The sequence below is a fragment of the Streptosporangium sp. NPDC003464 genome (assembly GCF_053588315.1).
This window is the reverse complement of record NZ_JBSFPS010000291.1, coordinates 1-12,344: the sequence shown is the minus strand read 5'-3', so window position 1 is coordinate 12,344 and position 12,344 is coordinate 1. Positions and strand designations below refer to the sequence as shown.

Below are 12,344 nucleotides of genomic sequence, written 5' to 3'. Positions count from 1 at the left end.
GGTCCGCCGTGCCGCCCTCCAGAGACTCACCATCTGGCACAGCCGGCCGGAGGACCTGGCACTGCTGCGCGAACGCGCGGTGGCCGACGGCCACTGGGAGGTCCGCCGCACCGCCCTCCAGAGACTCGCCTCCCGGGGGTTCGGACCGGAGGACCTGGCGCTGCTGCGCGAACGCATGACGGCCGACGGCCACTGGGAGGTCCGCCGCACCACCGTCCGGGGGGTCGCCGCGACGCATCGGGGCGACCCCGGGACCCCCGCCCGGCTCCGCGATCGCTTCCTCCTGGAAGGAGACGAGGACGTCCGGTCGGCGGCCGTCGAAGCGGTGGCCGCGACCTGGGCCCATGACCCCGAGGCCCTGCCCTGGGTCACCGGCGTCGCCGCCATGGACGACCACTGGAAAGTGCGCAAGGCCGCGGTCAAGGTCGTGGGAGAGACCTGGCCGGATGAGCCGGCCACGCTTGCCTGGCTCCGGCGGCGCGCCCTGCTGGACACGGACGAGGACGTCCGCAGCGCGGCCGTCGAACAGCTCGCCCTGGGCCGGCCGGACCGGCCCGGCGTCTCCTCCTGGGTGCGCGGCCGGGCGCTGGCCGATGATCACGAGCAGGCCCGCGCGGCCGGCGTGGAGATCGTCGCGCGGATCTGGCCGGGCGACCCGGCCACGCTTCCCTGGCTGCGGGAGGTGGCCTCGGAGGACGGGCACTGGAGGGTGCGGCAGGCCGCTGTCGAGGCCACGGCACGGATCCGGCCGGACGGACCGGACGCCATGGCGTGGCTGCGGGCCCTGGCCGAGCACGACCCGCACAGGCAGGTGCGTGAAACGGCCGTCCGGGAGGTGGCGCGGACCGCCGCCGCCGACGACGCCACGCTGTCCTGGCTGGACGGCAGGATCTCCACCGACTCGGATCCCGACGTCCGCGCCGCCGCTGTGGACGTGGCCGTGCGCCACTGGCGCGACCGCGAGGGCATGCGGTCCCGGGTGCTCGCCTGGATCGCCACGGACGCCGCGGAGGAGGTGCGGGCCACCGCGATCACCCTTCTGGGCTGGGGCTGGCCCGACGAGCCCGACACCCCGGCCAGACTCCAGGAGTGCGCGGAAGCCGGCCCCCATTGGACGGCCCGCCGGGCGGCCGTGCGCGCGCTGGCCGAGGGCTGGCCGGACGACGGGCGGGCGCACGCCGCGGTGCGGAGGGCGTGTGAGGATCCGCACTGGCAGGTGCGGCTGGCCGCGTTGAAGGCGCTGGCGGACACCTGGCCGGAGGAGGCCGGCACATCCCACCTCGTCCGCGGGCGATCCCGGTCCGACGGGCACTGGCGGGTGCGCCGGACGATGATGCGGAAACTGGCCGCGCGGGCCGACGACGCGGCCACGGTCCCCCTGCTGCGTGAGCGGGCCGTGCATGACGAGCACGCCCAGGTGCGGCTGGCGGCCGTCCACGAGCTCGCCCGGGGCTGGTGCCACGACGCCGCCGTCCTGGACCTCCTGCGCGACCGGGCCGTCGCCGACGGCCACTGGAGGGTGCGGGAGGCGGCCGTGGAGGAGAGCGCCAAGGCCGGAGGCGGAACGGCGCGGACACTCTCCTGGCTACGGGAGCGTAGCGTGCGCGATTCCAACGCGGCCGTGGCCCGCGCCGCCCTGCAGGGGATCGGCCTGTGGTGGCGGGCGGACCCGGCCGGCGCGATGGCCTGGTTCCGTGAGCGCGCCGCGGGCGACCCGCGATGGGCCATCCGAGTGACGGCCGTCGAGCAGATCACGAAGATCTCCGGGAGGCCGGATCCCGCCATGCTGTCATGGCTGCGCGAGGACGTGGCCGCCGACGGCGCGTGGCAGGTCCGGCAGGCCGCTCTCTGGGCCGTCGCCCTCCTGTCCCATGAGGACCCTCACACCGTCGCCTGGCTGGGGACCTCCGCCCGGGACGACCCGCATCCGGCGGTCCGCAAGGAGGCCACGGCCGTGCTCCGCCACCTGCGGACCGCCCCTTGAGAGTGCGCGGGCCCATCGCACGGGCGGCGGGGACCTGCCGGGACGTCACCGCCGGGCGGTGGTCACCGGGGACGGGCGGGTCCCGCCGGGCAAGAGGTTCTCCCGATCGCGCTTGCCTCCGTCCCTGGAGGGGAAGGGCTTCGAAATGTGAAGAAGCTCATCAACAGTGTCGACTCGGTCGTCACGGACGCGCTGCGCGGGCTCGCGGCGGCGCATCCTGGGCTGCGGGTGGACGTGGACAACCAGATCGTGGTGCGCGCCTCGGGGCCGCGTCCGGGCAAGGTCGGCCTGGTCTCAGGCGGGGGTTCCGGCCACGAGCCGCTGCACGCCGGCTTCGTCGGGTACGGCATGCTCGACGCGGCCTGCCCCGGCGAGATCTTCACCTCCCCGGTGCCGGACCAGATGATCGCGGCCACCGAGGCGGTGAACGGTGGCGCGGGAGTGCTGCACATCGTGAAGAACTACACCGGTGACGTCCTGAACTTCGAGATGGCCGCCGAGCTCAGCGCCGAGGAGGGCGTGGAGGTGGCCAGCGTGCTGGTCGACGACGACGTGGCCGTGCAGGACTCGCTCTACACGGCGGGCCGCCGGGGCACCGGCGCCACGCTCTTCGTGGAGAAGATCGCCGGGGCCATGGCCGAGACCGGTGCTCCCCTGCCGGAGGTCGTGCGGGTGGCCGGGGAGGTCAACGCGCGCAGCCGGTCCTTCGGCGTCGCACTGAGCGCCTGCACCACCCCGGCCGCCGGCAAGCCGACCTTCGAGCTGAAGGACACCGAGATCGAGCTGGGCATCGGCATCCACGGCGAGCCGGGCCGGACCCGCTCGGCCATGCGCGGCGCCCGCGAGCTGGCCCGCACCGCGATGGAGGCCATCGACGAGGACATGCCGATCTCCGGCGACACCCTGGTCATGGTCAACGGCATGGGCGGCACCCCGCTGATCGAGCTCTACGTCGTCTTCGCCGAGGTGGCCGACTACCTGGCGGGCAAGGGCGCGACGGCGGCGCGGAGCCTGGTCGGCAACTACGTCACCAGCCTCGACATGCAGGGCTTCTCGGTCACGGTCTGCCTGCTGAACGACGAGCTCATCCGCCTCTGGGACGCCCCCGTGGAGACCCCCGGCCTGCGCTGGGGCCGCTGACATGGGCGCCGCCACCTTGGACACCGCCTTCTTCGCCGCGTGGATCGAGGAGATCACCCGGTCCGTCGGGGCCGAGAAGGACCGGCTGACCCGGCTGGACGCCGCGATCGGCGACGCCGACCACGGGACCAACCTCGACCGGGGGTTCACCGCGATCGCGCAGGCACTGGCCGACAAGGAGCCGGACACCCCCGGCGCGCTGCTGACGCTGGTGGGCAGCACGCTGATCCGCAAGGTGGGCGGGGCTTCCGGGCCGCTGTACGGCACCGCGTTCCGGGAGGCGGGCAAGGCGCTGGCCGACGTCTCCGAGGTGTCGGCCGCCGAGCTGGTGGGCGCCCTGGAGGCCGCGCTGGCCGGGGTCCAGAAGCTCGGCTCGGCCGCCGAGGGCGACAAGACCATGGTGGACGCGCTCGCCCCGGCGGTCCGTGCGCTGGCGCAGGCCGTACAGGAGGGGAAGGATCCGCGGGAGGCGGCCGAGGCGGCCGCGTCGGCGGCTCTCGCCGGGGCGGAGGCCACGGTCCCGATGCAGGCCCGTAAGGGCCGGGCCAGCTATCTGGGCCCCCGCAGCGTGGGCCACGAGGACCCCGGCGCCGCCTCCACCGCGCTGATCCTCACCGCCCTGCGCACGGTGGCGACTCCCCGCGCGGCGGACGGCTCGCCCCCGGCCGGACCGGACGGATCTCCCGGATGGTAGGCGTCGTCCTCATCTCGCACAGCGGCCCGCTGGCCGCCGAGGTCGCGGCCCTGGCCGCGCAGATCGGCGGTGCGGGCGTCCCGGTGGCCGCGGCCGGGGGCACCGAGGACGGCCGCCTGGGCACCAGCCCCGACCTGGTGGCGGCGGCGGTGGAGAAGGTGGACCAGGGTGACGGGGTGGTCCTGATCCCCGATCTGGGCAGTTCGGTGCTGACCGCCCGGCTGGCGGAGGGGCCGGGGGTGGTGATCGCCGACGTGCCGTTCGTGGAGGGCGCGATCGCGGCCGTCGTCACCGCGGGCGCGGGCGCGTCGCTGGAGGCCGTGCTCGCGGCGGCCGAGGAGTCCAGGAGCTTCCGCAAGCTCTGATCCGCCTCCTCGCACCGGAGCGGCCACCCTCCCGACCGGCGGCCGCGCCGGGACGGAGTCCAGCGGAGGACGGACGGCCCAGCCCCGCCGGGAGCGGGACCGTACCGCGCCGGGACGCCGGTCCACTCGTAACGGGAGTGATGTCCCGCCGGGAGCAGGGCAGAAGCAGGGCGGAAGTCGGACAACAAGACGTCCCGCGCATTGGGTCGCCCCTATGATCATGCCTCATGATGATTCGCGCATTGGCGACCACTACCGGGGCTTTCATCCTGTTATTCGCCGGTACGGTCACCGCATCCGCCGACCCCATCGTCGGGGCTCCCGAGCTGACCCACAACCCGCTCTACAAGCATGGGCATCTCCCCGCGATCTCCTGCAAGGCGACCAAGGGCACCACCAAAGCCTCCACGACGAAATACCTCAACAAGGTCGTCGACTGCCTCAACTCCGCCTGGCGCAGGACCATCCAGGACTTCACCCCGGCCGAGGTGAGTGTCAGCGCCAAGGTTGAAAAGGGTGTGTGCCTCACTGGCCTGGAGGTGTCCGGCTCCTTCGCCGCCAGTTGCTACGGCTCCGTCCAGGTGCAGCTCGGTTCCGACTGGATCAAGGCCAAGTCCGACCAGGCCGTTCTCGTCGAGATCACGCGCGCGTACGCCGGAGTCGTCCAGGCCCAGGCGGGCATCAGCGAGGCCTGGTGGGCGTTGCCGGCCGGAGACGAGGAGGACGGCGGCGAGGAGCAGATGCACCGCTTCTACCTGCAGGCGGACTGCCTGAGCGGGGTGTCCATGAAGATCCTGGGGCGCTCGGCCAAGGACTGGAAACCCCTCCTCACCGCCGAGACGCCGAAGGAATACGGCAGATTCAACTGGTACGGCAAGCCCGCCAACCGCCTTCACTGGTTCGAGCAGGGCTACCGGTCGCAAGGCCCGAGCGCGTGCAACACCTGGAAGGCTCCGTCCTCGCAGGTCGCCTGACCCCTGCGTTCAGCGGATCCGATGATCATGCACTTCACTTGGCCGGCCGGCCACCGATGGCGAGGTGGCCGCAGGTCAAGACGGGCAGAGGCCGGCCAAGTGGCAGGCGCCGGCGCGGATCGGCCGCCGCGGCGACCACCTCAGCGCCGGCTCCGGCAACCTCTCGGCGGTCCGGCCGGGCAGCGAGAATGACCTTGTCAGTCCCCTTCGCCGACGCCGGTCAACGTCCGCTGGACCTCCCGGCCCTTGGACGACGGCGGTTCATGCGACGGCGTCCGGACCTCGTGCTCCTTCACATCCGGCTACTTCCACCAGCCCGCCTCCGCAGGTAGTAGGCGTACGTGGCGGCCGCGAGGGCCAGGCTCCACGGCAGCCAGAACAGCCCTGGAAGGAACGTCCCCCAGTGGTCCGCGGACAGCGTGATCTGCCCGGCGCCCCACCACAGCCACAGCCTGACCCCAGCCTGGATCAGCAGGACGGAGGCCGCCGTCGCCGGGACGACGGCGAGCCAGATCGGCACTCGCCTGCCGCGCAGGAAGGGAACCCAGCGGGGGAAGACCTCGCCCCAGCCCTGGACCAGCCCGAGCGTCAGCACCGCCCCCGCCACGCACAGCCCTCCGAGCACGAACTCCGAGGCGGCGCCCGCTGACGGAGCGTCCACGTCCAGATAGTCAGCCGGCACCCCGAGGGGGATGCCCAACGCCCATGAGATGCGCGAGATCGCGTACGGCAGGGCCAGCGCGGCCGCCGCGTAGGTGACCCACCGCCCCCACCTGCCGGGGCTCACGTCATCGCCGCGCGTGTTCCAGACGACCAGGGCCCACAACCCTCCGCCCAAGATGCTGAACAGCATGAACAGCAGTGGCCGGTCCCACAGCTCCGTGTATCCCATGAACAGGTAGCCGAAGTTCTGGATCACTCGGATATCGGGGACGCCCACCAGCAACGCGACGGCAAGCAGCGCCCCGACCGCCCTGGGCACCTGTGCCCGTGGCGCGCGGGCCAGCAGCGCCGCGGCGGCCACACCGAGCACCCCGGCCACCGCGATGATCACACCGGCGGCGCCCGGCTCAGCGGTGGCGAAGAACGAGCCCATGTCGGAGCCGCGAGGATCACTGCGGCCCAGGGGGAACGAAGTGCCTTCAACCGCCCAGTAGGCACCCGACAACCCAAAGGCCAATGACCAGACGCCCGCTGCGACCATCGAGAACTTCGCCGTTTTGCTGGAGGAGACCGCTCCGGTTCCCCTGGAGGAGACCGCTCCGGCCGCCGCCTTCTCCGCTCTGAAGATCATGCTGCCCTCACAGAAGTCGAGATCATGTCCGCTTTCGCGGCGCCGTCCATGCGCTCGAGGCCGTCGTCGACGCCGCGCCCCGCACGCTCTTGCCTGCCGTCCCGCCTCAGATCGATCCACCGGTACGGCGCCGGTAGTAGTGCGCCGTGACGACCGCCAGCAGCGGGCCCCAAAGGGCCAGCGGCGCGTAGGTGAGGTAGAAGACGACGGTCTGCCAGCCGTTCACGATCAACCCGTCAGGTTCGCCGTTGATCTTCATGCCGAGCGACGACATGATCAACGCGTACGGGAAGACCAGCAGCACCACCGCGCCGATGCCGGCGGGGACGACGGCCGCCAGGACCGGGACCCTGCGACCGCCCAACCCCGGGATCCAGCGCGGCCACACCTCGCCCCACTCGGCGACCAGTCCCACCGTCAGGAACGCCACCGCCTCGCTGACCACGCTGAGCCCGATGATGTACCACCACTGAGCGTCGAACATCGTGGGGGCGTGACTGCCGGGAGGCGGGGCGCCGTGTTCGACCAGCGGCACACCGAAGTTCATGGCCGCGATCCGCCAGATTCCGGACGGCAAGGCGGTCAGCGCGGCCGCGTAGGCGGCCCGCACCGCCCAGCGCGGCACGCCGGCAGCCGTTCTGCCGTGCAGTTTCGTCATGATGGCCGGAGTGGCGAGTGCGCTCGTCATGCTTGTGAGGCTCGCAGTGCGGCGGCGGGCGCACCTCCCCCAGATGGGGGAAGGGGCGATCTGGCGTTGCGGCTAGCATCGCCGTCGTGGGCGGACATATCAGGCGTGCTGTGAAGGCAGCCCTCTACCAGGTGCTGGGCGCGGCGCTGCTGACCCCGGCCGGCGTCGTGCTCGGCATGGCGGTCCTGAGCGAGCAGACGCTGGCGCGCATCCTGATGCTGTGGGCGGCGTGCCTGCCCGCCGCGGTGCTGCTGGCCATGGCGCCGCTGGTGCGACGCATCGAGATCGCCGCGCTGGCCGAGCTGCTCGAGGTCGAGGTTTCGGACAAGGCGGACCGGGTCTATCTGGTGGCCTTGACGAGCCTGCACCTGTACGGCGGCGCGACACTCGGCGCGGGCGTGCTCATGCTGCTTCCGGGATTGATCTGGCTGGGCGACCTGACGCAGTGGCGCGACAACCCCGCCGTGCTGGCCGAGCCGCTGGCCATCGCGGTCGCGCTGGGGGCCGCCATGGTCGCGGCCGGATCCGGCCAGCGGTGGGCGGCGCGCCGCCTGTTGCGTGCCGAACCGTCCCGCATGCTGGAGGAGCTCGGCCGCCGTCAGGCTCTCGCGCTGGAGCTGCACGACGCGGTCGGGCACGCGCTGAGCGTCGTCCTGGTGCAGGGCATGGTGGCGCAGGCGGCGCTGCAGCGGCCGGATCCCGGCCTGGAGGAGGCCACGCGCTCGACGGAGCACCTGCTGGACACTGCTCGTGCCGCCCAGGAAGAGCTCGACGTGCTGCTCGGCGTCCTTGACGACGGCGAGATGGCGCGCACGCCCACGCTCGACTCGCTCGACACGCTCACCCGCGGGCTCGACGTACGCGTGAGCGCCGGACACCTCGGCCGGATCCCGGCGGCCACCTCGCGCACCGCCTACGCCATCGCCCGGGAGGCGCTCACCAACGCCCTGCGCCACGGGTCGGGCCCCGTCACACTGGACGTCGCCGTCGCCGGCGAGTTGGTGCTGACAGTGGAGAACGCCACCGCGGACGTCCCCTCGCCCCCGGCCGGGCACCGACGCGGTCTGACGGGCATGCGCATGCGAGCCCGCCTGGCCGGTGGGACGTGCACGCTGCAGCAGGCGGACGCGACCTGGCGCGTCCAGGCAAGGTTGCCGCTGTGATCCGCGTCGTCCTGGCCGACGACGAGCCGCTGATCCGCGAGGGATGGGCCGCCATGCTCTCTCTCCACGACGATCTCGCGGTCGTGGGCCAGGCCGGGGACGGCCGGGAGGCCGTCGAGGCGGGCGCGGGGGCGGACGTCGTGCTGATGGACATCCGCATGCCCCGGATGGACGGCCTGGCCGCCACCGTCGAGCTGGGCCGCCGTTCCCCCTCCACCCGCGTCGTCGTGGTCACCACCTTCGAAAACGATCAACTGGTCTGGGGAGCCCTGCGCGCCGGAGCCGCCGGGTACGTGCTCAAACGCGCCCCGGCCGGTGAGCTGGTGGAGGCCGTCCGGCTGGTGCACGCACGGCAGGCGGTGCTCTTCCCCGACGCGTTGCGCCGCATCGCGTCGCCTCACCACGGCAGCGCCAGGCCGCGCCGCCCGGTGACGCTGACGCCACGCGAGCTCGAGATACTGCGGCACATCACCCTCGGGCAGGCCAACCCGGAGATCGCCGCAGCGCTGCACGTGTCCCGGGAGACGATCAAGACCCACGTGACCAACGTCCTGGACAAGCTCGGCGCCCGCGACCGCACGCACGCCGCGGTCCTGGCCTATGAGCTCGGCCTGATCCTGCACGGCATCGAGCCCGCCTGACGGACGGACAGTGACAGGTGAAGAGCCTGGCGCGCATGATCCGCGATCGGGAGCGCAGCGCTTACCGGCGCCGTGGGCGCCACCGGCTGGTTGCTCAGGTAGCGCATCCCGCCGAGCTCGGCGTGCAGATGTGGCATGCCAGGTGACGTCACCGAGAAGAGGCGGCCGCCGCCGCGCTCGCCGGTCTACTTGTAGCGGAAGAAATGTCCCGCCGAAGCGACCTGTGGATACCTGCGCGCCACCACGCTGAGCCGGCTGTTCCGCCGTCAGCTTCAGTCGTCGTCTGTCATCGTCGGCCCACCCCGGACGGCCCACAGACGGCCCAGCCTCTGGGCTTGAGCCCCCAAAACGGTGTGGCAGCGTGATTCCCTATTTGCAAACGGGAGCCAGTCACGACGTAGAGGGCTCCTCGTCCTGCTCAAGTGGTAGATGCGGATCGGTGACGTGTGATCGTGTGAGGCGGTGTTGCTGTATCCCACTGCTGTACACAGCACTTCGGCCGGCGACCCGCCTCGTCATCCGATGGCAAGTGGACCCGTACCACAAGGCCGCTAGACCCGAGGAGCGGAAGCCGCGTGGCAGTCAAGAGAGCACTGCTTTAAGAGAGCGATCGTCTTTTCCTGTGCTCATTGGCCTGAGCTGCCGAAGCCACACATGTAGCGATCAACCTCCATTGATCGTTCCGTGCATGCTCCGCGGTTGGAGACTCTGGCGCTGTGGTCACCACGTCATCCGGTGGCAAGGGCCGACGAAGTCGGTCCGCGGCAGTCGATCGCCCGGCCACGTGGAGTGAGAAGCGAAGTGGGCGATCGTCACGGCCTGTGCTGTCTGGTTTGCGGTTGGGTAACGGCCCCTTCAGCGGTCGATGGCGTGGTCTACAGATGGCGGTATGGCGGGATGGTGGCGGGGCTTTCTGATCGTCTTGGTGGCCGCGGCAGGGGCGGCGGTGGCCGCGCTGTCAGATAGCAAGGCGTGGGTGACGGTGTTGGGGGCGGTGCTGGGCGGGGTGGGCGGAGCGTTCGCCCCGACCCTGCTGGAGCGCTCCCGAGCACGTGAGGACGCGCGGGCGGCGGCGGAGAAGGTGGCGGAGCTGGTGCCGGAAGTGGGTGGGGCGGCGGCGTTGCTGCATCCGGCGCGGGGGGTGGTGCCGTTCACCGGACGGGAGCGAGAGCTGGGCGAGCTGCTGGCCTGGTGTGCTGACGCCGAGGCGGAGCGGCTGCGGCTGGTGACCGGGCCGGGTGGGGTGGGCAAGTCGCGCCTGGCGGCGGAGCTGGCCCGGCGGCTCGGGAAGGGGTGGGGGGTGGTGGAGGTCGCCGACGACACCGAGGCCGCGGCCTTGGAGCGGTGGCGGGCAGCCTCGGCGGGCCGGGTGCTATTGATCGTGGATTATGCCGAGACGCGTACCGGGCTGGCCGGGTTGTTGCGCGAGGTGGCAGGGGATACAGGGCGGCGGGTGCGGGTGGTGTTGCTGGCGCGCTCGGCCGGGGAGTGGTGGCGGCAACTGGGGGCCGAGTCGGCGCGGGTGCGACAGATGGTGGCCGCGGCCGGGGCATCGGGGATGGAACTGGCCGAACAGGTCCAGGCCGGCCTCTCGGATGCGGAGGTGGTGGCGGCGGCGGTGCCGTACTTCGCCGCTGAGTTGAAGGTGGCGGCGCCGGAGCGGTTTGAGATGGTGCTGGACGAGGGACGGCAGCGGATCTTGGACCTGCATGCGGCGGCGCTGGTGGCGGTGCTGCGCGCGGCCCGGCCAGGGGCGGGTACGGGTGGGGTGGTGGTGCGGACGGAGGAGGTGCTGGAGGAGGTTCTCGGTCACGAGCGGCGGTTTTGGGTGCAGAGCGCTCAAGCGCGGGGGTTGATGCAGGGGCCGTTCGGGTTGAGCGAGCAGGCGGTGCGACAGAGCGTGGCGGCAGGCACGCTGCTGGGGGCCGCGGATCGGGAGCAGGCGGCCGATGTGGTGGGCCGGGTGCCGGACGGGGCGGCGTCGGTGCGGGTGGCCGACTGGCTGCGGGAGCTGTATCCGCCGGAGGACGATCGGGAATGGCTGGGGCGGTTGCGGCCGGATCGGCTGGCGGAGCTGCACGTCACCCGGGAGTTGAGCGGGTCGGCGGCGTTACTGGAGGCGTGCCTGGAGAACCTGGACGCACGACAGGGACGGCGGGCGCTGGTGACGCTGGCCCGGGCGGCCCAGGAGCTAGAGGCCGCAGCTCAGATCCTACAACGGCTGCTACCGCGGATGGCCGGTGAGGTGGGCGGGCTGGCGGCCCCCCGGGAGACGCTGATGGCGTTGTACGAGGTGCTGCCGTACCCGTCGCTGGTCTTGACAGAGGCACACGCGCTGCTGGCCCGGCGGCTGCTGGACAGTGTCCCGGCCGATGCGGGCAACGCGGAGCGGGCGCGGTGGTTGTCCGCGCTGGGGATACATTTGTCGGAGTTGGGGCGTCCGGCGGAGGCACTGCCGGTGACGCAGGAGGCGGTGGCCATCTACCGGGAGCTGGCCGAGGCCTATCCCGATCGCTACCGGCCCGGCCTCGCCGCATCCCTGACCAACCTCGGCGTCCGTTTTTCGGCGTTGGGGCATCCGGCGGAGGCACTGCCTGCGGAGCAGGAGGCGGTGGCCATCTACCGGGAGCTGGCCGAGGCCTATCCCGACCGTTACCGGCCCGACCTCGCCACATCCCTGACCAACCTCGGCACCAGCTTCTCGGAGTTGGGGCATCCGGCGGAGGCACTGCCGGTGACACAGGAGGCGGTGGCCATCTACCGGGAGCTGACGCAGGCCTATCCCGATCGCTACCGGCCCGACCTCGCCACATCCCTGTCCAACCTCGGCGTCCACTTTTCGGAGTTGGGGCATCCGGCGGAGGCACTGCCTGCGGAGCAGGAGGCGGTGGCCATCTACCGGGAGCTGGCCGAGGCCTATCCCGATCGCTACCGGCCCGACCTCGCCACATCCCTGTCCAACCTCGGCAACCGTTTTTCGGAGTTGGGGCATCCGGCGGAGGCACTGCCGGTGACACAGGAGGCGGTGGCCATCTACCGGGAGCTGGCCGAGGCCTATCCCGACCGTTACCGGCCCGACCTCGCCACATCCCTGTCCAACCTCGGCGTCCGTTTTTCGGAGTTGGGGCGTCCGGCGGAGGCACTGCCGGTGACACAGGAGGCGGTGGCCATCTACCGGGAGCTGGCCGAGGCCTATCCCGACCGTTACCGGCCCGACCTCGCCGCATCTCTGACCAACCTCGGCGTCCGTTTTTCGGAGTTGGGGCATCCGGCGGAGGCACTGCCGGTGACACAGGAGGCGGTGGCCATCTACCGGGAGCTGGCCGAGGCCTATCCCGACCGTTACCGGCCCGACCTCGCCACATCCCTGTCCAACCTCGGCGTCCGTTTTTCGGCGTTGG

10 protein-coding genes are annotated in these 12,344 nt (G+C 72.0%); 8 read left to right on the top strand and 2 right to left on the bottom strand.

Features of this window, described 5'->3' with window-relative positions; translation table 11 throughout:
- The 5 genes from ACWDS7_RS40715 to ACWDS7_RS40695 form a co-directional block, all read left to right on the top strand.
- The coding region (locus ACWDS7_RS40715; RefSeq protein ID WP_451933628.1) for a HEAT repeat domain-containing protein at nt 1-1,984 on the top strand (1,984 nt) is incomplete at its 5' end.
- 147 nt (nt 1,985-2,131) lie between these two features.
- Entirely contained in the window at nt 2,132-3,124 is a 993-nt protein-coding gene (dhaK, locus tag ACWDS7_RS40710; RefSeq protein WP_451933627.1) for a dihydroxyacetone kinase subunit DhaK, read from the top strand.
- 1 nt (nt 3,125) lies between these two features.
- Entirely contained in the window at nt 3,126-3,818 is a 693-nt protein-coding gene (dhaL, locus tag ACWDS7_RS40705; protein ID WP_451933626.1) for a dihydroxyacetone kinase subunit DhaL, read from the top strand.
- The gene (locus tag ACWDS7_RS40700) at nt 3,812-4,183 is read left to right on the top strand and encodes a PTS-dependent dihydroxyacetone kinase phosphotransferase subunit DhaM (RefSeq protein WP_451933625.1); all 372 of its coding nucleotides are present in this window, start codon (nt 3,812-3,814) and stop codon (nt 4,181-4,183) included. The genes dhaL and ACWDS7_RS40700 overlap by 7 nt, the downstream gene beginning before the upstream one ends.
- A 242-nt stretch (nt 4,184-4,425) precedes the next feature.
- Nucleotides 4,426-5,157, top strand: coding sequence for a hypothetical protein (locus tag ACWDS7_RS40695; RefSeq protein WP_451933624.1), 732 nt, complete (start codon nt 4,426-4,428; stop codon nt 5,155-5,157).
- A 292-nt stretch (nt 5,158-5,449) separates the two neighbouring features.
- Here ACWDS7_RS40695 and ACWDS7_RS40690 read toward each other — a convergent pair whose 3' ends face one another.
- Nucleotides 5,450-6,451: a hypothetical protein gene (locus ACWDS7_RS40690; protein WP_451933623.1), complete on the bottom strand. Its 1,002-nt coding sequence runs from the start codon at nt 6,449-6,451 to the stop codon at nt 5,450-5,452.
- 106 nt (nt 6,452-6,557) lie between these two features.
- Nucleotides 6,558-7,139: a hypothetical protein gene (locus ACWDS7_RS40685; RefSeq protein ID WP_451933622.1), complete on the bottom strand. Its 582-nt coding sequence runs from the start codon at nt 7,137-7,139 to the stop codon at nt 6,558-6,560.
- A 110-nt stretch (nt 7,140-7,249) separates the two neighbouring features.
- Between ACWDS7_RS40685 and ACWDS7_RS40680 the strand changes: the two genes are divergently transcribed.
- The 3 genes from ACWDS7_RS40680 to ACWDS7_RS40670 all read left to right on the top strand — a co-directional run.
- Nucleotides 7,250-8,302: a sensor histidine kinase gene (locus ACWDS7_RS40680; RefSeq protein ID WP_451933621.1), complete on the top strand. Its 1,053-nt coding sequence runs from the start codon at nt 7,250-7,252 to the stop codon at nt 8,300-8,302.
- Entirely contained in the window at nt 8,299-8,943 is a 645-nt protein-coding gene (locus ACWDS7_RS40675; protein WP_451933620.1) for a response regulator, read from the top strand. Before ACWDS7_RS40680 ends, ACWDS7_RS40675 begins: the two co-directional genes overlap by 4 nt.
- A gap of 889 nt (nt 8,944-9,832) precedes the next feature.
- Nucleotides 9,833-12,344 (top strand): tetratricopeptide repeat protein (locus ACWDS7_RS40670; RefSeq protein ID WP_451933619.1); only part of this gene is annotated, 2,512 nt, incomplete at its 3' end.

Excerpts from the sequence above, each read along its gene's own strand:
- ACWDS7_RS40700 (WP_451933625.1), top strand. The coding sequence starts at position 3,812 with ATGGTAGGCGTCGTCCTCATCTCGCACAGCGGCCCGCTGGCCGCCGAG.
- ACWDS7_RS40685 (WP_451933622.1), bottom strand. The coding sequence starts at position 7,139 with ATGACGAGCGCACTCGCCACTCCGGCCATCATGACGAAACTGCACGGC.
- dhaL (WP_451933626.1), top strand. The coding sequence starts at position 3,126 with ATGGGCGCCGCCACCTTGGACACCGCCTTCTTCGCCGCGTGGATCGAG.
- ACWDS7_RS40690 (WP_451933623.1), bottom strand. The coding sequence starts at position 6,451 with ATGATCTTCAGAGCGGAGAAGGCGGCGGCCGGAGCGGTCTCCTCCAGG.